The sequence below is a fragment of the Pelosinus sp. UFO1 genome (assembly GCF_000725345.1).
GTDB lineage: Bacteria > Bacillota > Negativicutes > DSM-13327 > DSM-13327 > Pelosinus.
On the sequence record NZ_CP008852.1, the window covers coordinates 1,689,343 to 1,712,865 of the forward strand.

The following is a 23,523-nucleotide window of genomic DNA, read 5'->3' on the forward strand; positions in this document are numbered from 1 at the left end:
AAAGGTAAAAGTAGACCGTGCCGGAATGCCACCGTTATTATAGGCTAGAGTATCAGGTAATTATGCCTCGTACTTGAAATGATGAATTAGCTTGCAATGCAAGCAGGGTGGTAGAGCGAGTGATAACATCTCGTCCCTGTATAGGGATGAGGTGTTTTTTATTTTATCTAAAATTAAGGGGGATATAGAATATGATTATAGTAATGGGACCAGAAGCAACAAAAGGCCAAGTCAATGTGGTAATGGATAAATTAATTGCCTTAGGTTTAAAAGTACATTTATCAGAAGGGGCAACTCGTACAATTATCGGTATTATTGGTAACAAACAGTTAATTGCAGATTTACCGATTGAAGCGATGGATGGTGTTGAAAAAACAGTTTCAGTAACTGCGGATTACAAACTAGTTAGCCGTGAATTTAAGCAGGAAGATACAATTGTAGATGTTGCAGGTGTGAAAATTGGCGGAAATTACTTGGCTGTTATGGCTGGACCTTGTGCTGTGGAAAGTCGGGAACAATTATTGGAATCTGCCTTTATCGTAAAAAAGGCAGGGGCTCAGTTTTTGCGTGGGGGAGCTTACAAACCTCGTACTTCTCCCTATGCATTTCAAGGATTAGAAGTGAAGGGATTGGAAATGTTAGCGGAAGCAAGAGAAAAAACAGGGCTCAAGATAGTTACAGAAGTAGTCGATGTAGAATCCGTTCCCGTAGTGAGTGCTTATGCAGATATGCTGCAGATTGGTTCTCGTAATATGCAAAACTTTCAACTATTGAAGACAGTAGGAAAAACGAATAAGCCAGTACTTTTAAAACGTGGCTTATCAGCTACGATTAATGAATGGTTAAATGCTGCCGAGTATATCATGAGTGAAGGTAATTATAACGTAGTGCTGTGTGAACGTGGAATTCGGACTTACGAAGAATACACAAGGAATACATTAGATTTAAGTGCAGTGGCCGCAGTGAAGAATATTAGTCATTTACCAATTATTGTAGATCCTAGCCATGGTACAGGTCGCTGGAAGTTAGTGCGTCCTATGGCACGGGCTGGCATTGCTGCTGGTGCAGATGGTTTGATGATTGAAGTGCATCCAAATCCAGCAGAAGCGCTATCAGATGGTAAGCAATCTTTAACCCCTGAAAATTTTGAACATACGATGCAAGAAGTGGCTACTATTGCACGTGTGATGGGGAAAGTAATGTCATGAAGTCCATGTGTATCACAATTATAGGATTAGGATTAATTGGTGGTTCACTCGGATTGGCATTGAAGAAACGCTGTGGGCAGGACGTGGTTGTAACAGGGATTGATTACGATCTAGTTACTTTGCAGCAAGCGATAGAACGTGGTGCGGTAGATTATAGTACTAACGACGTAAGAAAAGGCGTAGAGCAGGCAGATGTGATCTTTTTATGCACTCCTGTTCTGCAAATGCTGCCAATTATAGAAGAGATACTGCCTTATCTTAAAATAGGTTGCATTATCACAGATGTAGGCAGTACAAAAGGCTTTTTAGCAGAAAAGATACTCGATATTATACCGGAAGGTATTGACTATGTCAGTGGACACCCTATGACGGGGATAGAGCAAAGTGGTATTATGGCAGCAGATCAGGAATTGTTTAAAGATAAATGGTATATTGTGATCCCAGAGGCATCCACTTGTTCTAAGGCTGTACAGACTATTAGTCAGGTTGTTACCTGGACAGGAGCAAGAATTACAACAATGGGCTTGATTGACCATGATCAGTGTGCAGCCATTATAAGTCATGTTCCCCATGTGGCTGCAGCCGCACTTGTTAATCTACTAGGCCAGTATCCAAATTTGGAGGAAAGTTTTAAACTTGTGGGAGGAGGCTTTCGTGATACGACAAGGATAGCCTCCTCTAACGCAGATATGTGGGCAGATATTTGCCTTACGAATGCCCAGCCTATAACAGATAGTTTATTAAAGATGAAAGAGTTGCTTGATGAGATGATAGAAGCGGTGGAAAAGAGTGATAGACCGGCTATTCATCATTTTTTCAACAGAGCAAAAGTACGACGCGATGCACTAATAACAAAAACAGACTCCCAAACCATTTCTTAATGTGGCTTGGGAGCCTGCTTTCTATTGGGTTACCTTTGACCAGTTGGCGTTAATAATTTCTGCCATAAGTTTTTTCCCTTCAATGTCCAAATGCAATCCATCTGTAGCATAGTGAAGAGGTAAAGCATGAGTTTCATCGGCAAAATAGGGTGCAAGATCAATATAATACCGCTGCTGGCGGACAAAAGCATTGACAGTGGCAAATTCCTTTTGCCAATTTGAAACTGTATCTTCATCAAATGCTTGTGCAATAGCTGTAGGATTAATAGGGGGGAGGGTTAGGAATATTGGACGAATGCCATGGAGTAAACATTTGTCGCGAATGGCCGTAAGGTCTTTAATTACCTGACTAGCTGGTATCCCACCACGCAAGCTATTAGAGCCTCCCATGATAATAAGGTATTTAGGATGGAAGGGGAGAACATCATCATCGAATCGGTTTGCCATAGCCTCTGAAGTATCTCCACTTTTCCCTAAGTTGGCAGTGGGGAAAGACAAATAGGTTTGAAAGCTATATTCTAGATCCGCTGGTGAATAAGATATGGCACCACCACCATGGGTTATGCTATCACCGAAAGTGGCTGCATATTTACCAATATCACGAGTAACAACGAACGATTCAGCATCAGAATATACACCGATGGCCTTTCCATTATCGTCAAGGCCCCGAACTCGCCAGAAGTAAGTGCCAGGAGTAAGTAAGGGCATCTCGTCGTAGCAATCTGTTCCCATCTTAATAATTTGGTTTCTGATACGATGGCGGGAAGGCTCCACACCATTAGGATTCTCTGGTTGAGCTGTAGTTAGCTCAACTTCATAATTAGTTGCCCCGGCAATGGGAATCCAGGAATAGACAGGATAAAGGGGCATGGGCATATTAGCAGCCTTATAGCCCGTATTGGAGATTGGTTTTAGTACTTGAGGTAGTGAATGGTCAATGAAAATTTCTGTTGCGTCGGAAAATACGCCAATTGGATTTCCCGAGAAATCTAGGGCACGAACTCGCCAATACAAATGATTACTAGGATATGTGGAAAGGTTTATACTATAACCATTAGTAAATACTTCACGAGTTGAAAATACTTGATACTCTGATGGAAGTATACCATTCGGATTCTCTGGTTGAGTGCTTATAAATTCAATTTCATAATAAACCGATCCTGGGAGGATTGTCCATAATAACATAGGAATATTGGGAGCTGGGGCATGAATGGGGTAATGTATCAAAGCTGCAGGCTTTTCGGTCTCCTTATGGAATTTTGTATCTATGATAGGAATGGCTTCTGAATAGTAACCTAGAGGATGATGAAAGAGGCTATGAGCAGATACTCTAAGGTAAGTACTTTCAGGAAAATTTTGATCGACTATTATTGAATTGTCAAAGGTACGATATTTGATAACACGATGATAAGGAATCATGGAGGATTCGTCAGGATTTTTTTCAGGAATATGATTTAGGACTTCAACTTCGTAGTATGCGAAGTAAGGTATTTTCGACCAGGTTATTGTATATTTATCTTCTATGCGATTTATATTTAAAGAAGGCTTATAATTACCAAATCCCACTTTTTCATTGCTTTCAACAAAATATAGGATACTTATTACTATTACTAATAAAATTAACAGTCGTCTCATGATTAACACCTACTTGCTTAACTTGTATAAGAGTTCTTACAAATTTTTTTTACTCTTTGCTTCATGTTACCATACATTGGGCCGTATTACTATTAGGATTCGTTAATGTTAGTTATATTATGTCAACTTTAGCAGAATTTATGGATAAAATCAATAAAAAAGCTACTAGTTACTACCAAAAGGCGGCAACCAGTAGTTTTTTTGCGGAATCAGAAAGTATAACACTTTCTTGATTCCAAGTAAGAACGACTAAGGCTTCTGCCTGCGTCCGAGGACTTGGCACAAGCCAAGTCTTTTCTTAATTCGTGACATATTTCTTAAAAGTACAAATCCCGGGAACCTTCTTCAATTTCTTTAAGACGTTTGATAGTTTCAGTACGTATACTTTCCTGTGGTATCGAGGCAAGGTTCTTTGTAATCATAGTTTCTCCTACTTTTTTCAGAGAATCATCTGCGTAATCAATGAGATACTCTTTAAAAGTTAATAAAGCATTTGGTAAACAAACATTTTGTATTTCACCGCTTTTAGCCAGACTCATAAATCTGTCTCCAGTACGACCTTGACGGTAGCAAGCAGTACAGTAGCTAGGGATAAAGTTTTTTTCACATAACATACGGATAATCTCGTCGGGTGACCGATCATCACCTGTTTTAAATTGCATAGCTTCCTTTATAGTATCTGAATGGTCTTGACTTTGCTGGTAACCGCCCACGCCTGTACAGGAACCCGCACTGATTTGAGAAACTCCATAAGTAAGCAGGGTGTCTCTGAGTTTTGGATGTTCTCTAGTAGACAAAATAATACCAGTATAAGGTACTGCTAAACGCATAACTGCAATTATTTTTTTGAAACTTTCATCATCGACCAAATGCGGGAAATTTTCTAGGCTAATGCCATCAGCTGGTCTTAGACGAGGTACTGAAATGGTATGAGGACCTACGCCGAATGTTCGCTCCAGATGCTCAGCATGTAAGAACATGGATACTGTGTCATATTTATAGTCATATAGTCCATAGAGAACGCCAATTCCCACATCGTCAATACCTGCTTGCATAGCTCGATCCATTGCTGTAGTATGCCAATTATAATCTTTTTTTGGACCGCTGTGGTGTAGTGCTTCATAAGTAGGGCGGTGGTATGTTTCCTGAAACAGGATATACGTGCCTATGTCAGCATTTTTTAATTTTCGGTATTCGTCAATAGTAGTGGCAGCAACATTAATATTAACACGTCGAATGCTGCCGTTTTCATTTGTTACGCTATAAATTTCTTTAATTGTATCGACAACATAGTCAATGGAACAATTTAGATTATCTTCACCAGCTTCAACAACAAGACGTTTGTGGCCTAAAGATTGAATGATAGCTACTTCTTGTCTAACTTCTTCCAGTGATAAGTGTCGTCGTATTTGCTCTTGATTGCCGCTGCGATAACCACAGTAAGAACAGTCGTTAATACAATGGCTAGAGATGTAAAGCGGTGCAAACAGTACAATTCGTGTACCGTAGATAGCTTGTTTAATATCAGCGGCCACCGCATAGATTGATTCTAACAGATCTGTATCGGTGACTTCTAAAAGAATCGCTACCTCAGCAGCCGATAAGCCTTGATATTGCTCAGCTTTAATAATAATGTTAGTTACAAGCTCCTTATCCTGTGCCTTGCTTTTCGCTTCCTGGAGAAGTTGAAGAATTAGAGTATCGTTAATAAACGCATCAGATGTTCGTTCGTTAGTTGAAATCAATTAGGTGGCCCCCTTAACGTAATTGGTTTACACGAAGAAGCCTTCGTGTTTATTTAACAAGATAGGAAGACCTCCATTTGTCGATGACAAAAGAGAACTTCCTATCTTATTCATCGTGTTTATCCAGTAATACATTTTTTTATCTGTATACATTATATAGTAAAAGTTAATAAGAATATATAGTTTTAAAGAAAAGTTATTGTTTTTATTATGCACAAATGGACGTTGACAGCATATAATGCTATGAGAATTATAGGAGGTGTATTAGGAATGCTTAATGATGAGGAAAGAAAACATAAGGGAGATTATGAAGATAAATATATGGCAGATGGAAAAGGGAAAAATCTAGATATGGTTCATGTACATATGTTTACGACAGAAGTAGATGTTGCTGATGAGCATCAGCATGTACTTTTGGGCGTGAGTGGACCTGCTAGGATGGAGGGAAGGTCTCATGTGCATCAAATTTGCACAAGAACATCCTTTTCATGCGGTCATTGGCATTGGGTGGATATTATGACGGACTGCGCAGTTGCCATGCCTAACGGCACTCATACCCATTATTTTGCAGGACGAACCAGTATGAATGATGATCATTGTCATCATTTTGCAGATGTAACGACGTTAGGGCCTGATAGATGCTTAGAAGAAGATGATGATGAGGATGAAGATTGTATATTTCCTCCTAAGGACTGCAAATATAAATATAAACGTCCTGAGGATGAAGAGTTTAATTAAGAAAAAGGGCATCTACCAACTGATTGGTAGATGCCCTTTTTTGTAATCTGAAAGGACTATTTTTTGTTTAAAAATATTCTTTATGATAAGTTATAATAAATACCGCATATTACCATACTAAGTATGGAGGTGTTGTATGTTATTAAGTTGGATGATGATGAAACTTATGGATCCCTCAATTGATGAGGCAACGAGAAAAATGCTGACAGAGGATTACCCGGATAATCCTTTTCTGATGGTGACTGTAGCTGAAAAGTTATCACCTCGTGCTATGATGGAAGCTGCTATGCGTGCAGAGGCTGGTAAGGAATTAACCCGTCCCCTTGGTAGTCCCATTGTGTTATCTCCATGGGATAAAATCTTACTAAATCCTAGACAATTATTTGAACTACCACCCCCTGATTACAAGAATATTGATATGAAGACTATAATAGGTCCTAGGGCAAAAAAACCTCTAAAATTAGACATACCTATAATGATTACAGGTATGTCCTATGGCGGATCCTTAAGTCTACCGATAAAAGTAGCCTTGGCGAAAGGTTCGGCACTGGCGGGCACATCTACTAATACTGGTGAATCAGCTGTTACGGGGGAAGAACGTGGTGCTGCCAAATACCTTGTTGGACAATACCATCGTGGTGGCCAACTAAGTGGTGAAGAACAATTAGGTCAGTTGGATGCAATTGAAATTCAATTAGGACAAGGTGCTTGGGGTGGCGCAGTAAATGAAACAATGAAGGCGGATAAAATTGGTGAACATCTAAGAAAAGCTTGGCATTTAGAAAAAGGAAAAGATGCTACGGTATATGCCCGTATGCCAGGGAAAAATACAACGCAAGAGTATATTACGATGATTAATGAAATGAAAGCCCAATATGATGTTCCTGTAGGAGTGAAAATAGCTGGCACGGATTACATAGAATATGAATTGGCCGTGATAGCAAAAACGCAAGCAGATTATATTGTAGTGGATGGATCAGAGGGCGGGACAGCAGTTGCTAATCCTACATTACAAGATAATGTGGGGTTGCCTACTTTTCATACACTAGTGAGAACAGTAGATTGGCTAATTAAAAATAATTTGCGGGATAAATTTAGTGTTATCGTTGCTGGTGGTTTAACAACCCCTGGTCATTTTTTAAAAGCTCTTGCTTTAGGAGCGGATGCAGTTTATATTGGATCCATTGCTCTTTTGGCGGCACTTCATACACAGATGACAAAGGCCTTGCCTCAGGCTCCTCCTTCCCAGATGCTGTTATACACAGGTAAGCTTACAGATAAACTAAATGTTGATGCAGCAGCCCTACATTTAGCGAAGTTTTTAGACTCTTGTAAAATTGAGATGCAATTAGCAGTGCAGGCAGTTGGCAAGAGTAGCATTAATGAACTAAATCGTAGTGATATGGTAACAGTAGAGAAGGACTTGTCTGAGTTTGCAGCCATTCGATATGCCGGCAGTCACCGGAATGATAAACAGGAAAACAAATGTTGAATATATGAATATAAAGATAAGGGCCTCTTCTATATGGAGAGGTCCTTATCCTTATCCTGTAGCAAGTCAAAGAGTGCGTTTCACCCTATTCTTTTATAAGAGATGATAAAGATGGTATTTTTCTGGTTGTTTTTAAATAGTTTGTTAGTGGCGAAATAAAAAAACTGGTGGTGATGATCAGATGGGGGATCCCCAGATATTAGCAATTGGAACAGCGGTTCCAAACTATACGTTACAGCAGCAGGAAATTAAACAATTTGCCACTAGTATTTTCCGTTCTCATATGGACAATCTTGAGCGTTTGCTTCCCGTATTTGAAAATAGTTGTATTAAAACTAGGTATTTATCTCAGCCTTTAGAGTGGTATAGTACTCCTCATACCTTCGCAGAAGCAAATCAGGTATACGAAAAGGTGGCATTGGATCTTTCAGAAGAAGCGGCTTTACAAGCTATGACGAAGGCTAATATTCAACCTATGGATATTGGTATGGTCTTATTTGTCTCATCAACGGGTATTGCAACTCCAACCTTAGATGCAAAGCTGATTCAGCGGTTAGGATTATCACCTCACACCGGAAGATTGCCTATTTGGGGACTTGGTTGCGGTGGAGGTGTAGCTGGTTTGGCACGTGCTGGCGAATTGGCTTATCATTTTACTGGAAAAGCAGTGTTATTGGTAGCTGTTGAACTTTGCAGTCTTACTTTCCAAAGAAATGATTATTCGAAAGCCAATGTAGTTGGTACGAGTCTCTTTGGGGACGGGGCAGCAGCAGTCTTACTATCTATGGGTGAAGGCAGTGGTCCAGTTGTCCTAGGTAACTACAGTACCTTATTTTCTAATTCGGAAGACATCATGGGATGGGAACTGGTTGATTCAGGGCTAAAAGTACGATTTTCTCGAGATATTCCTAGTATCGTTCGTCGTCATTTACCAGGACTGGTAAAAAACGCCTGCGATAAATGGGAGATTGATCAATCGGCAATTCACCATTATATTGTACATCCCGGTGGTGTAAAAGTTTTGGATGCATATCAGGAAAGCCTGAAGATAAAAAAAGATCAATTATTATATGCATATGAGATATTAAGGGATTATGGTAATATGTCTAGTGTATCCGTACTATTTGTTTTAGAGCGGTTTATGGCAAAGACTCCCCAAGTTGGGAATTATGGGATATTGCTAGCACTAGGTCCAGGATTTAGTGCAGAACAGGTCGTGTTTAAATGGTAGGGCAATGTGTTTTTCTTATGGTTATATTATTACTTATCCAGCGTACGGTAGAACTTTATATTGCAAAAAAAAATCGTAAGTGGGCATTAGAATCTGGTGCGCAAGAATTTGGAAAAGAACATTATCCTTGGTTTTTTATTTTGCATGGGGGATGGCTAATTGGCTGGGTATTAGAAGTTAGTTTATACGGGCGCAATCTAAGTGAATTATGGTTTTTATGGCTTAGTTTATTTATTATTGCCCAAGGAATAAGGTACTGGTGTATAGTAAGTCTTGGACGCTTTTGGAATACTCGCATCCTTGTAATTCCTGGAAGACCACTTGTTTCAAAAGGTCCCTATAAATTTATAAAACATCCTAACTATGTGGCTGTAGCTATTGAATTAATTGCCGTGCCCCTTTTGTTTGATGCAGTCATAACCGCGGGTACTGCTACAGTATTCAACGGGTGGTTACTCTTAAATGTTCGTATACCTGCGGAAGAGCGAGCTTTACAATAAAGAAATCCCTGGCAACATGGCCAGGGATTTCTTTATTGTAAAGCTCTTGAACGTTCTTCAGTAAAAAAGGTAGAACAACGAAAGAAATGCCTAAAATAAGAACAAATATATACAAGTGAGAGCTAAAGATGGGGTTGGAATAAAACAAAAGGCAATAATTGTATATTTGGAGAGGGATTATGTACATAATAGTAGAGTTAAGGGATTTTTAGGAGGTTGAAAAATGGAAGTTTTTTTAGGTATTGATGTAGGCTCCGTTAGCACTAATATTGTAACAATTGATCAAGCAGGGGAACTAAAAGACTCTTTATATATCCGTACACAAGGTAGACCAATTGATGCAGTGCAAAAAGGACTTGAAACGATTTATAAGCGTAATACGAATATAATTGTAAAAGGGGTAGGAGCTACTGGCAGCGGTCGACAAATGACGGGAATTATAGTTGGTGCGGATTGTGTTAAGAATGAAATAACAGCACATGCTGTAGCAGCTTTACATAGCATACCTGATGTACAAACGGTAATAGAGATTGGTGGTCAGGATTCGAAAATAATCATTATACGAAATGGTATAGTAACGGACTTTGCCATGAATACAGTTTGTGCAGCCGGTACAGGATCTTTTTTAGATCAGCAGGCTGCAAGGTTAAATCTGCCTATTGAGGAATTTGGTGCTCGAGCGTTTGAATCAACGTCACCTGTTCGAGTTGCTGGTCGCTGTGCAGTATTTGCCGAATCTGATATGATCCACAAACAGCAAACGGGTCATCAAATTTCAGATATTTTAAGTGGTTTATGTCATGCTTTGGTAAGGAACTATTTGAATAATGTAGGAAAAGGGAAGCCTATTCAAGGGCCCATTTTATTTCAAGGAGGGGTAGCTGCTAATAAAGGAATGAAGAGAGCCTTTGAAGAGGCCCTTGGTTGTGAGGTAATTATACCACCTTATTATAATGTAATGGGGGCTCTAGGAGCTGCGGTGCTAGCAAAAGAGAAAGTAAAGGGTCAGAATGATACTGCCTTTCGTGGATTTGATATTATCGATTACCAATATACGCCTCGCAGTTTCGAATGCGACGGCTGCCCTAATTCATGTGAAATAGTTGAACTAAAAATAAATAATAAAACTGCTGCCTTCTGGGGAGATAAATGTGGTAAATGGAATAACTAATAAGGGGGTAATAAATCGCTCCCCCCTTATGGTCATTGATTATTACTCTGCTTGATTGTTTAATTGGTTTTGGGCTGCGACACTAAGACGACTGTTAAGCTGGCTGATATGCTGATCCATATCCTGAGACATTTGTGTAAACAGTTGTTTTGCTGTTTGGTCATCAGTGGATTGAGCAAATGAGGCATAGGTTCCTTTTGCAGATTCAGCGGCAGCAACTGCTTTTTGCAAATCTTTTTGTACGGTCATGACAAATCCTCCTTTTTTTACCGAAATAAACTTACATTTAATAGTATTGTACAGTTTCCATACATTTATAGTTGGCAATAAATGCAAATTTTAAAATAAGAACATTTTCTCATGAGTGATAGTATTTACGTTTGGTATGTTAGGAGAATACTAAGTGGATATAAAATAACGTAATGGAGTGATTATTTTTGTCAATATGTATAGGGGTGCCACGAGGTCTACTTTACTACTACTACGGAGATCTGTGGGGTAACTTTTTTGATAAGCTAGGTGCTGAGATGATAGTTTCTAAAGAGACATCAAAAGCAACTTTAAATTGTGGTAGTATGCTTGATGGGGTATGTTTGCCAGTAAAAGCTTACTTTGGTCATGTTGTTGAAATTCATCAAAAAGTTGATTACTTATTTATGCCACGTATTGTTAGCGTAGCCAAAGGACAATATACTTGTCCAGAGTTAATCGGATTGACTGATATGGTACGAAGTAATTTAACTAATTTGCCGCCACTTATCGATGAGAATATTAGCCTATTGAAAAATAAAAGGCAATTGTATCAGTCCATTATTAGGGTAGGTGAAAAATTTGGTAAGGGTACTTTAGCCAGTCTATATGCTTGGAATACTGCCTATAAAGAATTTTGCCATAAGGCAAACCGTGTTTCTAAGAGGTATCAAGTAACTGCAGAGCAGGGGAAAAGAATAGGGATCATTGGTCACCCCTATATACTGTATGATTCGTTAATCAGCATGAATGTTCTAGAAAAATTACAAAAATTAGGTGTCGACGTATTGACTCCAGATAAGGTAGATCTTCCTTGCGCTAATAAAGCCAGCAGTTTTTTAGAAAAAAAACTTTTCTGGTCTTATTGTCAGCATTTAGTAGGAGCAGCAGAGGTAATGCTTACTCAAGAAAAAACTATAGATGGTATGATTGTAATCACCTCTTTTGCCTGCGGGCCGGACTCCTTAATGGTGGAAATTATTAAACAGCAGGCTCAGGCAGCAGGAATTCCTTGTATGTTATTGACGGTAGATGAGCATACAGGGGAAAATGCTTTTGTCACTAGACTAGAAGCTTTTGTCGATATGCTTACATGGAGGTCTTAGAATGGTAATCACCTTTCCACAAATGGGAACGATGCACGTTACTTTAGCAAGTTTGTTTAAAAGTCTTGGTGTTGATGTCTTACCGCCACCATCAATTACAAGAAAGACCTTAGACTTGGGCGTAAAGCATTCGCCTGAAACAGTCTGCATCCCCTTCAAAATAACGCTAGGCAGTTTTATTGAAGCTTTGGAACAGGGGGCAGATACTATCGTTACATGTGGCGGAGTAGGGCCATGTCGATTAGGGTACTATGGAATACTGCAAAAACAAATTTTAACTGACTTAGGTTATCAATTTGAAATGATAATTATCGAACCTAATATTTTCTCGGTTATGAAATCACTGGGCAAAATAGCCCCTAAATTAAGTTTGCGTGAAATTTATCAAGCGTTTTGTTTAGCGGGTGCGAAAATGAACGCACTAGATGATATTGAACATGTTGTTAATAAGGTGCGCCCAAAGGAAAAGCTCAGAGGACAGGTTGATTCTATTTGGCAGCAAGCTCAAGATTACATTGATACGGAGTGTAGTATTGATGAACTGGCATCATATAGCCTGACAGTAAACGAAAAACTTCAGGCTATTGAAACGAAATCGGAAGGTAGATCTCTGACAATTGGCATAGTAGGAGAGATTTTCCTTGTGTTGGAGCCCTTTATCAACCAGGATATAATAAGGAAATTGGGTTATATGGGAATTGAAGTTTATAAAACCATGTCACTTACTGATTATGTACGGATACATTTATTAAAAAAGAAAAAATATTTTAAATCATACGAGAATATGTTGAGTTTAGCCAAGCCCTATCTTGGACATTATGTGGGCGGGCATGGGATAAAAAGCATTGGTTCTACAATACAACATGCTCAAAATAACTTCGATGGAATCATTCATCTATTTCCTTTTACCTGCATGCCCGAGATTGTTGCTAAAAATATTTTGCCACAGGTAAGTAGAGAGTTTAATATTCCCGTGTTGTCTTTAGCCTTTGATGAACAATCTGGTGAAGAGGGAGTGAATACAAGGATAGAAGCTTTTATCGATTTGCTAACTTATCGTCAAAACAAAAAGAATGTCGAAATTTAATAAACGTCTATTAATATAAGCAGGAAAAATGGGATGCCGTGTTGTAAGTCTTATGGATAGTGTATTTGACCAGTGCTTCTTGAGGGATACAGAAATTTATGTAGTAAAGTAGTTATTTTACAATAGGCAATAATCAAAAGGATGGGTGAGTGTATGGGGTACAATATCCTAATTGTGGACGACGTCCTATTTAACCGGACAATTCTGAGGGAAGCCTTAAAAGGCATGGAAGAAGTGACGTTTACAGATGCTGAAAACGGGATGCAGGCATTGGATATAATTGCAGGGCAGGAAATTAGTTTAATTATTCTTGACTTGATGATGCCGTTAAAAGATGGATTTGAAGTATTGCATGACATGAAGCAGGAAAAGGATTTTAAAGATATTCCCGTCATTGTATATTCGGCTATTGATGATATTGACAGTATCAGTAAAGCCCTTACACTTGGAGCTTATGATTACTTTACCAAGCCTTTAAAACCAAAAGAAATGAATGTGATTTTACCTATGAAGGTTAAAAATGCACTAATCAGCTATGACCAACAAAAAACAATCCGAACGTTAAACGAAAAAATGAAACTAGAACTGTTAATGGCTAATTTGTTTCAACAGTCAATGCTCAAGGAAAAACAGGACATGTCTAGTGCAACCATGTATGGTAAATATATTCCATCCCAAGAAATTGGTGGTGATTTTTATGAATCTTTTCAAATTGGCGAAGATACATGGTTCATCATGGCAGATGTTTCAGGATATGGTGTTTCGGCAGCGATGTTGTCCTCGATGCTAAAAGTTGAGTTTCATCATTGTGCCCAATTTATTCAATCTCCCGAGAAGGTGCTTAAATGGATGAATCAAACCTTTTATAAAATTACCCAAAGCAATTATTCACTAACTGCGTTTGTTGGTAAGATTCATGAGAACACTTTATTCTATTCCAATGCAGGACAGCCTTATCCTATGGTGTTTCGTGTTAAAGATAAAACAGTGCAAATTTTGCGAGAAAGTAATTTCCCTTTGGGTATGGAAGATAATGAAGCCTATAACTTACATAATATTGAGTTGGAATCAGATGATATCATTATGACCTATACGGATGGATTGCTTGAAGATCGATCTTTTAAAGATAGTTTGGGAGTATACGATGATTTGGCAAATAATTTTATAACCTATCAGCAAATTATAAAAGAAAACCCTAGTGATTTTTTTGATATCATTTTTAAACTTTTTGGTAATGTTCAAAATGAAGAAGTTAACCATGATATGGCGATTATGTTGATTTGTATGAAATAATATAGTATATTTATTGCAGTTTACAATGCCTAAAGTTTTGATTGTTACAGTTAGTATCAAAACTTTAGGTTATTTGTTGTGAAAAAAGGAGAAAGTGTTGATGAATCCATATTTATTAGCGATTGTTGCATATGCATGTGTTTTGGTTGCCGTAGGGTTTATTGCAACAAAAAAAGTAAAAGGCGTTTCTGATTTTTTCGTTGCAGGAAGAAAATTAGGGCCTGCACTGCTCTTTACAACCCTGATTGCTCCCAATATTGGTGCTGGGTCTACTGTTGGTGTGGCTGGAGTAGGTTACAAATTTGGGATTTCTGCGTGGTGGTGGATTGCTTCTTCTGCAGTAGGGTCCGTGATACTAGCATTTGCTGTTGGGCCAGCTATCTGGCAAGTGGCAAAAAAGTATAACTTATATACATTAGGGGATTATCTTGATCATCGTTATAATCGAAATTTCCGTGGACTGATATCTCTTATGATGGCCCTTGGAACAGTTGCTATTTTTGCAGGGCAGCTAATGGGAATTGCTTGGATTTTAACGGCTGTTGCGGGGACCAGTAAGACTGTGGGCATTTTGGTTGGTGCGATTGTGGTTGTTCTGTACTTTGGTGCAGGAGGTCTTTTAGCTGCAACTGTTGTAAATAGTATCCAAATTATTGTAAAGTTTATTGGCTTTTTCTTGGCAGTACCCTTTGCTTTGCATTATGTAGGTGGTTGGGATGGTCTTACTACTTTAGTTTCCCAAAACTTTGCTGATCAGAGTCAGGCAGATGCGTATATGAGTTTTGATGGTATGGGGATTTCGATGATAATAGGTTACTTTTTGATGTTGACTCCCTCTTTTTTTATTTCCCCAGGGCTAATTGGTAAGGTTTATGGGGCTCGGGATAGAGCTACAGTAAGGCTAGGTACGGCTCTTAATGCATTGGTACAGTTTGGTTTCGCCATAGTTCCCGTAATATTAGGAATGTGCGCTTTTGCTGCATTTCCTAACCTATCAGAAAGGGAATTGGCAATGCCTATTGTGATGAAAGAGTTTATGCCATTTTGGGCCTCTGCGTTTGCCTTAGCAGCTATTTTTTCAGCGGAAGTAAGTGCGGCAGATGCGGTTTTGTATATGATTACTACGTCTTTTACAAAGGACTTATATAAAACCTTCATTAAGCCTGACATCTCAGATGAAAAATTATTAAAGATGAGCCGCATTGTAACAGCAGTAGCTGGAGTACTTGGTATTGGTATTGCCCTGCTTTTGCCGAATATCATTACAGCATTATCTATATTTTATTCATTAATGTCAGTGTCGCTGACAGCACCTTTATTGTTTGGCTTGTTTTCTCGCAGGCCTTCTACTACAGCAGCTTTTTTATGTGCTATTACAGGTGTATTGACTACGGTAGTATTACAGTTTGGCAATGGAGGAAAGGGAATAGGAATATTGAATGCCCAATCTACGGGAATTGCTTTGACAATTATCATCATGGTATTTATGATGTATATATATCCAGAAAAGAAGGAAAAGCAGACTATATAAAAAAACGATATAGTCAAAAATATATTCTAAGGTAGGGATGGGTATGGCGAAGGTTACTAGAAAAATTGTTAAAATTAGTGATGAGTTATGTACTGGTTGTGGCAAATGTGTTTCTCCCTGTGCGGAAGGAGCTATTGAGATTTATAATGGCAAGGCGCGAGTACTTCGTGAGGAGTTGTGTGACGGTGCTGGTTACTGCTTGGGTGTATGTCCAACAGGAGCCTTAACTACTGAGGAACGCATCTCTGAGGACTTTGACGAGCGTGCGGTGGAAGAACATAAAAAGACCATCGCCAATCGACCAGAATTTCATCATATTATGAAATGTTCTTTATGTGGTGTAACGGAGAATGATCGACCTTTACTACCGATTAAATCTAAGGGAGAAAGTGATTGGGTCTGTGTACATTGCATTCCTCGTTTGATACACAGTTAAGAACGAGAATATCTATCCTACCTTTACAGGTAGGATTTTGATTTTAGTCTGTGGAATTCTTTTTAAGAGTTAAATATTTGGTAAAGATATAATAGAGGTGTTAATAATGCATATTGTTTTAGTTGAACCTGAAATTCCTGGTAATACTGGTAATATAGCTCGATTGTGTGCAGCAACAAATAGCGAACTGCATTTAGTAAAACCATTGGGTTTTTCGATTGAGGATAAGTATTTGAAACGTGCCGGTCTTGATTATTGGAATTTAGTAAAAGTATCTTGTCATGAAAACTTTGCTGAAGTGGTAGAATTATATAAAGGGCATAATTTCTACTTTAATACGACAAAAGCGGATAAACATTATACCGACATTCAGTATATGCCAGATGATTTTTTAGTTTTCGGGAAGGAAACAGCTGGTCTGCCGGAAGCCCTATTGGCAGAGAATACAGAAAACTGCATTCGGATTCCTATGGTGGATGATGCGAGATCGCTTAATTTATCGAATGCTGCAGCAATCGTTGTATACGAAGCCCTTCGTCAACAACAGTTTGCAAAATTAAAGTAAAGAGCTGAGCGTACTCATTACAGTAAGAAAGGACGGTGATGAAAGTTGTATGCTAACTTTGGTCCGGCAGGTAATCCGGATGCATTTTATGAAGCTGGATATAAGGCGTCAGTAGATATGCCAGCTTGGCTAGGTAAACAAAAACTTACTGCCTATGAATATCAATGTAGTCGAGGAGTACATATAAAAGAAGAAACAGCCAGAGAAATTGGAAGGCAGGCGGAAAAATATGGAATAAAGCTAAGTATTCATGCGCCCTACTTCATTAGTTTGGCTACGGAAGATGAGAAGATTACTGCCAATACACAAAACCATTTTATGAGATCATTAGAGGTCGCTCGTTGGATTGGGGCGGATCGTATTGTTTTTCATATGGGAGGACCAGGAAAGCAAACACGTACAGCCGCAATGCTGAGAGTGAAACGTGCCTTTAGTGCCGTATTAGAACTCATGGAACAAAGAGGATTCACTGGTGTCTATCTTTGTCCAGAAACCATGGGAAAACAAAATCAATTGGGATCATTAGAAGAAGTGGTAGATATTTGTTCTATGTCTAAATGGGTTACGCCCACCGTAGATTTTGGACATTTACATGCAGTCTCAGGTGGGCAGTATATTACGGAATCAGAATTTGAAAGTGTTTTTGACATCATTGGTGAAAAATTAGGGGCAGAAGTAGCGAAACAATTACACATTCATTTTAGTCGCATTGAGTTTACCAAAGGCGGAGAAAAGCGTCACTGGACTTTTGTTGATGATTTTGGTCCTCCTCATGAACCCTTAATTACTTTGTGTGCAAAACGTGGTTTTACACCGCGAGTGATTTGCGAATCAGCAGGTACGCAAGGAATAGACGCAAAGGTTATGCAAGAATTATATCTATCGCTGGTAAATACAAAATGATATTGTAATTACCAGACAATATCTGTACTATTATAAGATAAATATTGTATAATGTATGAATTGGGTGTATTTAGCATATTATAAAACAGGAGGTAGAATGTGAATATTTACGATAAAACTCATGATTTGGTGCGTGCAATAAAGGAGTCACCAGAATATACAGAATTTATGGCAGTCAAAAAAGGTATAGATGCCGATGAAACAGCTAAAAAGATGGTAAAAGAATTTATTGCCAAACAAATGGAATTAGAATATGAAATGATGGGTGGCAAACCAGAGGATAAGGCAAAAACAGAAGAAATACAAAAAATGTATCAGCTTATTATTGGCAACAGCAAAGCATCTGCATTTATGCAGTCATATATGAAGTTTCAGCGTTTAGTGGCTGATATCTATAAAATTTTAGGTGATTCTGTAGCTGAAGGAATGGATTTTTTTGAGAAGAAATGATCATTCTGAGGAGATTTTATTAAAACTTAATAAAATCATTCCCACTGCACGGCTCTTGCTAAATGAGCCATTATCAAAGCATACAACATTTAAGATAGGCGGCCCAGCTGATTACTTGGTTTTTCCAGCCACTATGGACGAAATATCCGCTATTATGCTCATTTCGAAACAATTTGAGATACCGGTCACAATCTTGGGGAATGGTTCTAATATATTAGTGCTTGATAAAGGGATTAAGGGGCTAGTATTGAAGTTTGGCAGTGAAATGGCTAATATTAGAAATGAAGGATCCACTGTTATCGCTGGAGCAGGCGCTATGTTAGCGGATGTTTCTTCCTATGCTGCTAGCTGTGGGTTAAGTGGTATGGAGTTTGCGATCGGAATCCCTGGTAGTATCGGTGGAGCCGTCTTTATGAATGCTGGTGCTTATTCAGGTGAAATGTGTCAAGTTGTTACTGGGGTTTCAGGTGTTTGTGCAGATGGTAGTATACGTCATTATACGTCATCAGAACTTGCTTTTGGCTATCGACATAGTATATTTCAGGATAATGGTTGTATTATTTGTGAAGTAGAATTGAAGTTGCATGTGCAAGAAAAACCCATGATTGCCCAGAAGATGGATGACTATACTTTAAAGCGCGAGACCAAGCAGCCATTGGAAATGCCTAGTGCCGGCAGTACATTTAAACGTCCCACAGGCTATTTTGCGGGGACGCTAATTGAGCAAGCTGGATTAAAGGGCTTTCAGGTTGGCGGAGCACAAGTATCAATGAAACATGCTGGTTTTGTTATTAATGCTGGTGGTGCAACAGCAGAAGATGTATTACTGTTAATTGAAGAAGTGCAACGCCGTGTATACGAACATTCAGGTGTTATGTTACATCCTGAAGTACGTATTTTAGGAGAAGAATAAGTAAAGACTTAGCGTAAGCTAAGTCTTTACTTGCCTTATGGACTTGGGTAGCAGGATTTCTTTACTAATTGTCGAAATATACTGATAGCAGGTAAGAAGGGGGAGAGCAATATGAAAATAACTTTTTTGGGAGCAGCAAAAATTGTAACAGGCTCGTCCTATTTATTGGAAGTAGGTACACAAAGAATCCTGGTAGACTGCGGAATGTTTCAAGGTTCAAAAACAATTACAGCTTTTAATAGACGCGATTTCCCATATGATCCTACAACGATTGATTGCGTATTGTTAACACACGCTCATATTGATCACAGTGGACTATTACCCAAACTGTGTAAGGCTGGATTTAAAGGTACAATTCATGCAACACGAGTTACAAATGAACTTTGCGGAATTATGTTGCCTGATAGTGCGCACATTCAAGAATTTGATGCTGAGATTGCGAATCGCAAGGGCCAAAGAGCTGGTAAAAAACCTGTAGAGCCCTTATATTCAATTGATGATGCTTATGCTTGCTTAAAACATTTTTCCCCGGTGGACTATGATAGTGAGTTAGTAATATCGCCTAATGTTACAGTGCGTTTTAGGGATGCGGGGCATATTTTAGGATCTGCTATGCTAGAAGTCATGGTTTCAGAAGGTGGAAAAACAACTAAGCTACTGTTTTCTGGTGATCTGGGGCAACCGAATCAACCTATAATTAAAGACCCAACCTTTATTGATGAGGCTGATTATATCATTGTCGAATCTACCTATGGGAATCGTTTGCATGAGGACTATGATAAAGAAGAACATTTGGCAACGATTATCAATACTAGCGTAGCCCGTGGAGGAAATATTATAATTCCTTCCTTTGCTGTAGGCCGTACGCAAACTCTTTTATATTATTTACACAATCTTTTAAAGGCTGGGAAAATTCCAGATATACCTGTTATCATTGATAGTCCCTTAGCTATATCTGCTACTGATATTTTCTTGCGTAATACCCAAGATTATGATAATGAAGCCAAAGAGATGCTGTTTAAGGATCATGATAATCCACTTCATATGCCACAATTACGATTTACAAAAACTGCTGATGAATCCAAAGCTTTAAATAATTTGGAACAGCCTGCAATTATAATTTCGGCTAGTGGCATGTGCGATGCAGGACGTATTCTCCATCATCTTAAACATAATCTCTGGCGTCCAGAGTCTACCGTATTATTTGTAGGTTATCAGGCTCAAGGTAGCTTAGGGCGTCGTTTGGTAGAAGGTGCCAGCAAGGTGAAGATTTTAGGGGAAGAAATCAGTGTGAAGGCCACGATTCATCGGTTAGATGGTTTCTCTGCTCACGCTGACCAAGGACAACTATTAAACTGGTTATCCTACTTTAAAAGAAAGGCTGCGAATATCTTTTTGGTACACGGGGAACCAGAAATGTCAGAGCCATTTGCTAAAATAATTAAAGAGAAGTTAGACGTTAGTACTTATATTCCTAATTATGGTGATGTTGCAGTGTTAGATGGAGCACTTTGGAAAGTTGATGAGGCTAAAGTGGTCGACCCAGCAGTAAAACAATTGCATGATTACCTAGAATTACTTGACCGGGAATATGCAGAATATCGAAAACAGCTTGAACAGTTAGGAAATGCTGATAATCATAAGATTACAGAGATTATGAGTAACATAGAAAAGTTACAAAGTCATTTGGGCAAACAATAAAAGAATTGCTAAGTTTTTAAAAGAGTATTTTTTGAACGCCAAAGATACAAAGCTGCTATAAAAGCATTGTATTTTTGGCGTTTTATTCGTAAATATATTGTTAAATTTTAATAATTAGTAATTGACATCAAGACCACAGTATAATATAGTGGTTTGTATGCGAAAATAAAAGGGTGCAGTAGAAAACGCATCCTTTCTTTGTTTATTTTGTAGGAGGGCTTAAATTTATGAAACGTACAGACTTACGCAACGTGGCCATTATTGCCCACGTTGACCATGGTAAAACAACTTTGGTAGATGCAATGCTAAGACAAAGCGGAGTGTTCCGCGCTAATGAAACTGTGGCCGAGCGAGTAATGGATTCCAACGATCTTGAACGTGAACGGGGTATTACAATCCTGTCAAAAAATACTGCTATTATGCATGGCGACGTAAAAATTAACATTGTGGATACTCCTGGACATGCTGATTTTGGTGGCGAAGTAGAACGGGTATTGAATATGGTTGATGGGGTTTTACTATTAGTAGATTCCTTTGAAGGCCCTATGCCTCAAACGAAATATGTTTTGAAAAAAGCATTAGAGCAAAAATTAAAACCGATTGTTGTAATTAATAAAATTGACCGTCCTGACCAACGTGTTAAGGATGTTGCAGATGAAGTTTTTGAATTATTTATGGAACTAGATGCTACTGACGAACAATTAGAGTTTAAAGTAGTGTATACTGCAGCAAGAGCGGGTATTGCTAAATTAAAAATGGAAGACGAAAGTGACAATTTAGAGCCTCTATTTGAATTGTTGGTTTCTGAAATTCCTGCTCCTCAAGGAGAGATTGATGGGCCACTGCAAATCATGGTCACTACCCTAGATTATGATGATTATGTGGGACGTATTGCCATCGGCCGTGTAATTCGTGGCAGAGCTAGTAGCGGCCAGCAGGTTCTAGTATTAAATGGCGATGAACAAAAGAAAGCGAAAATTGGTCGTCTTTATACTTACCAAGGATTAAAACGTACAGAAGTTCAAGATGTAGCTCTAGGAGATATTGTTGCAATTACTGGGCTTGATGATGTTAACATTGGCGAGACCATTGCAGATACAGAAAATCCTGAAGCATTGCCAATGATTGATATTGATGAACCTACATTAGCGATGACCTTTAGTGTTAATAATAGTCCTCTTGCTGGGCGGGAAGGACAATTTATAACTACTAGACATTTACGTGATCGTTTATTTAGAGAAGTTGAAACTAACGTGAGTTTGCAGGTTAGAGAAACTGAAAGTGCAGATACTTTTGAAGTTATGGGTCGTGGTGAATTACATCTATCGATCTTGATCGAAACCATGCGCCGCGAAGGCTTTGAATTCCAAGTTGGGAAACCAGAAGTTATTTATAAAACTATTAATGGCCAACGTTGTGAGCCAATGGAAGCTTTGACGATTGATGTTCCGCAAGAATTTATGGGTGCGGTTATGGAAAAACTAGGTACTCGTAAAGCTGACTTGGTCAACATGACAGAAGTAGCTGGATATTTGCGGATGGAGTTTTTGATTCCTGCTCGTGGACTAATTAGTTTCCGTTCAGAGTTTTTGACTGCTACCAAAGGTAATGGCATCATGCATCACTTATTCCATGGTTATGCGCCTTATAAAGGCGATATTCCTGGACGTAATCGTGGCGCATTGGTTGCTTTTGAAGCAGGCGAAACAACAGGGTATGGTATCTTTGGTGTACAAGATAGAGGGACCTTATTCATAGTACCTGGTCAAACGGTATATGAAGGCAGCATTATCGGTGAAAATACTAGAGAAATGGATATGGATGTAAATCCTTGTAAGAAGAAAAATGTTACAAATATGCGTACGAGTGCTTCTGATGAAGCATTACGTTTAACTGCACCACGTATACTAAGCTTAGAACAAGCCTTAGAGTATATTAATAAAGATGAGCTAGTAGAAGTTACACCTAAGAGTATTCGTTTACGTAAAGCAATTTTGAGTCGTACCCAACGTGGTAGAGAACGCAAAAATAGTTAAATTCTATAAATATAAGTAAAAAAAGCGCCCTTGTGGGCGCTTTTTTACACTTGTGACCCAAAATGTCGTAAATCCTATAAAAAAGATGAAGGTAATGCAGGAAATCTTTACTAACGTGTCGAATGTAAAGCATATCATAACAGTTTTGGTCAAAATGACTTAGAAAAGATCTGGAGGGGCAAAAATAATGGGGCTTAGATTGATTGATAAGCTGACAAATTATTTGATGCCACTGGAAGAAGTGGCTACGCAAGGGAAGGTTGTGTCGGAATTGGATACAGCACGTGCTCGTAAATCTGTAAATTTGCAGGTACATAGCAATGAACCAACTTCTTTACAAGTGGTAGTAGCTTCGCCAGCAACATATGATGATGTCTGTGTATATGCAAATCATCTAAAAGAAAATATGGCAGTTGTGATTAATTTTACAGGTATCGATATAGAAATGCAGCATGCTATTAAAGATTTTATGAATGGTGTATGTTATATAGTAGATGGCAATGTACAGCGAATCGATGATTCTGTGTTTTTATATGCTCCTGGATATGTAGACATAGAAAAAGAATTGTACGCTTATTCCGTACCCGCTTATACAAAACCTTAGTCATGAATCTTATTTAAGCGCTTTAAACTGGATGCAAAAATGCAATCC

Annotated in this window: 22 protein-coding genes and 1 other annotated feature (1 of these 23 only partly in view); of the genes, 19 read left to right on the plus strand and 3 right to left on the minus strand. The window is 38.5% G+C overall.

Annotation, left to right across the window (positions count from 1 at the left end; translation table 11 throughout):
• Nucleotides 1-141, plus strand: a binding site (T-box leader); it begins 110 nt to the left of the window's first position.
• 50 nt (nt 142-191) lie between these two features.
• Entirely contained in the window at nt 192-1,208 is a 1,017-nt protein-coding gene (gene aroF / locus UFO1_RS07660) for a 3-deoxy-7-phosphoheptulonate synthase (protein WP_038669806.1), read from the plus strand.
• The gene (locus tag UFO1_RS07665) at nt 1,205-2,089 is read left to right on the plus strand and encodes a prephenate dehydrogenase/arogenate dehydrogenase family protein (protein WP_038669808.1); all 885 of its coding nucleotides are present in this window, start codon (nt 1,205-1,207) and stop codon (nt 2,087-2,089) included. The genes aroF and UFO1_RS07665 overlap by 4 nt, the downstream gene beginning before the upstream one ends.
• 21 nt (nt 2,090-2,110) lie before the next feature.
• On the opposite strand, the gene UFO1_RS07670 is transcribed toward UFO1_RS07665, so the two are convergent.
• Both UFO1_RS07670 and hydG read right to left on the minus strand, forming a co-directional pair.
• Nucleotides 2,111-3,724: a GDSL-type esterase/lipase family protein gene (locus UFO1_RS07670; protein ID WP_038669810.1), complete on the minus strand. Its 1,614-nt coding sequence runs from the start codon at nt 3,722-3,724 to the stop codon at nt 2,111-2,113.
• Nucleotides 3,725-4,041: 317 nt separating this feature from the next.
• Entirely contained in the window at nt 4,042-5,469 is a 1,428-nt protein-coding gene (hydG, locus tag UFO1_RS07675; protein ID WP_038669812.1) for a [FeFe] hydrogenase H-cluster radical SAM maturase HydG, read from the minus strand.
• Nucleotides 5,470-5,739: 270 nt separating this feature from the next.
• On the opposite strand from hydG, the gene UFO1_RS07680 reads away from it, so the two are divergent.
• The 5 genes from UFO1_RS07680 to UFO1_RS07700 all read left to right on the plus strand — a co-directional run bounded on the left by UFO1_RS07680 (nt 5,740) and on the right by UFO1_RS07700 (nt 10,601).
• The gene (locus UFO1_RS07680) at nt 5,740-6,207 is read left to right on the plus strand and encodes a YmaF family protein (RefSeq protein WP_038669814.1); all 468 of its coding nucleotides are present in this window, start codon (nt 5,740-5,742) and stop codon (nt 6,205-6,207) included.
• Nucleotides 6,208-6,343: 136 nt separating this feature from the next.
• A complete protein-coding gene (locus tag UFO1_RS07685) occupies nt 6,344-7,699 on the plus strand; it encodes an FMN-binding glutamate synthase family protein (RefSeq protein ID WP_038669816.1) in 1,356 nt (451 codons plus the stop codon).
• 181 nt (nt 7,700-7,880) lie between these two features.
• Nucleotides 7,881-8,930: a type III polyketide synthase gene (locus tag UFO1_RS07690; RefSeq protein WP_038669818.1), complete on the plus strand. Its 1,050-nt coding sequence runs from the start codon at nt 7,881-7,883 to the stop codon at nt 8,928-8,930.
• A gap of 17 nt (nt 8,931-8,947) precedes the next feature.
• Entirely contained in the window at nt 8,948-9,430 is a 483-nt protein-coding gene (locus UFO1_RS07695) for an isoprenylcysteine carboxyl methyltransferase family protein (RefSeq protein ID WP_236639355.1), read from the plus strand.
• Between the two features lie 223 nt (nt 9,431-9,653).
• Complete coding sequence (locus UFO1_RS07700) at nt 9,654-10,601, plus strand: acyl-CoA dehydratase activase (RefSeq protein WP_038669822.1); 948 nt, start codon at nt 9,654-9,656, stop codon at nt 10,599-10,601.
• Between the two features lie 42 nt (nt 10,602-10,643).
• On the opposite strand, the gene UFO1_RS07705 is transcribed toward UFO1_RS07700, so the two are convergent.
• Nucleotides 10,644-10,850: a DUF1657 domain-containing protein gene (locus UFO1_RS07705; RefSeq protein ID WP_038669824.1), complete on the minus strand. Its 207-nt coding sequence runs from the start codon at nt 10,848-10,850 to the stop codon at nt 10,644-10,646.
• Nucleotides 10,851-11,038: 188 nt separating this feature from the next.
• Here UFO1_RS07705 and UFO1_RS07710 point away from each other — a divergent pair, with 188 nt between their 5' ends.
• The 12 genes from UFO1_RS07710 to UFO1_RS07765 all read left to right on the plus strand — a co-directional run bounded on the left by UFO1_RS07710 (nt 11,039) and on the right by UFO1_RS07765 (nt 23,475).
• Nucleotides 11,039-11,956 (plus strand): acyl-CoA dehydratase activase-related protein, encoded by a 918-nt coding sequence (locus UFO1_RS07710; RefSeq protein WP_038669826.1) that lies wholly within the window; start codon nt 11,039-11,041, stop codon nt 11,954-11,956.
• A gap of 1 nt (nt 11,957) precedes the next feature.
• On the plus strand, nt 11,958-13,043 hold the full coding sequence (locus UFO1_RS07715; protein ID WP_038669828.1) for an acyl-CoA dehydratase activase-related protein: 1,086 nt from the start codon (nt 11,958-11,960) through the stop codon (nt 13,041-13,043).
• Nucleotides 13,044-13,196: 153 nt separating this feature from the next.
• Nucleotides 13,197-14,336: a PP2C family protein-serine/threonine phosphatase gene (locus UFO1_RS07720; protein WP_038669830.1), complete on the plus strand. Its 1,140-nt coding sequence runs from the start codon at nt 13,197-13,199 to the stop codon at nt 14,334-14,336.
• A 100-nt stretch (nt 14,337-14,436) separates the two neighbouring features.
• Nucleotides 14,437-15,867: a sodium:solute symporter family protein gene (locus tag UFO1_RS07725; protein WP_038669833.1), complete on the plus strand. Its 1,431-nt coding sequence runs from the start codon at nt 14,437-14,439 to the stop codon at nt 15,865-15,867.
• Between the two features lie 43 nt (nt 15,868-15,910).
• Entirely contained in the window at nt 15,911-16,303 is a 393-nt protein-coding gene (locus tag UFO1_RS07730) for an ATP-binding protein (protein ID WP_038669835.1), read from the plus strand.
• Nucleotides 16,304-16,409: 106 nt separating this feature from the next.
• Nucleotides 16,410-16,868: a tRNA (uridine(34)/cytosine(34)/5-carboxymethylaminomethyluridine(34)-2'-O)-methyltransferase TrmL gene (gene trmL, locus UFO1_RS07735; RefSeq protein WP_038669836.1), complete on the plus strand. Its 459-nt coding sequence runs from the start codon at nt 16,410-16,412 to the stop codon at nt 16,866-16,868.
• 45 nt (nt 16,869-16,913) lie between these two features.
• On the plus strand, nt 16,914-17,771 hold the full coding sequence (locus tag UFO1_RS07740) for a TIM barrel protein (RefSeq protein WP_038669838.1): 858 nt from the start codon (nt 16,914-16,916) through the stop codon (nt 17,769-17,771).
• A gap of 99 nt (nt 17,772-17,870) precedes the next feature.
• On the plus strand, nt 17,871-18,221 hold the full coding sequence (locus tag UFO1_RS07745; RefSeq protein WP_038669840.1) for a YlbF family regulator: 351 nt from the start codon (nt 17,871-17,873) through the stop codon (nt 18,219-18,221).
• Nucleotides 18,208-19,134, plus strand: a complete 927-nt coding sequence (gene murB / locus UFO1_RS07750; protein ID WP_038669842.1) for a UDP-N-acetylmuramate dehydrogenase — start codon at nt 18,208-18,210, stop codon at nt 19,132-19,134. The genes UFO1_RS07745 and murB overlap by 14 nt, the downstream gene beginning before the upstream one ends.
• A gap of 111 nt (nt 19,135-19,245) precedes the next feature.
• Complete coding sequence (locus tag UFO1_RS07755; protein WP_038669844.1) at nt 19,246-20,835, plus strand: MBL fold metallo-hydrolase RNA specificity domain-containing protein; 1,590 nt, start codon at nt 19,246-19,248, stop codon at nt 20,833-20,835.
• 227 nt (nt 20,836-21,062) lie between these two features.
• Nucleotides 21,063-22,871 carry a translational GTPase TypA gene (typA, locus tag UFO1_RS07760; protein ID WP_038669846.1) on the plus strand — a complete coding sequence of 603 codons (1,809 nt, stop codon included), beginning with the start codon at nt 21,063-21,065 and terminating at the stop codon, nt 22,869-22,871.
• A gap of 187 nt (nt 22,872-23,058) precedes the next feature.
• Nucleotides 23,059-23,475, plus strand: a complete 417-nt coding sequence (locus tag UFO1_RS07765) for a cell division protein SepF (RefSeq protein WP_038669848.1) — start codon at nt 23,059-23,061, stop codon at nt 23,473-23,475.
• Nucleotides 23,476-23,523 lie beyond the last annotated feature (48 nt).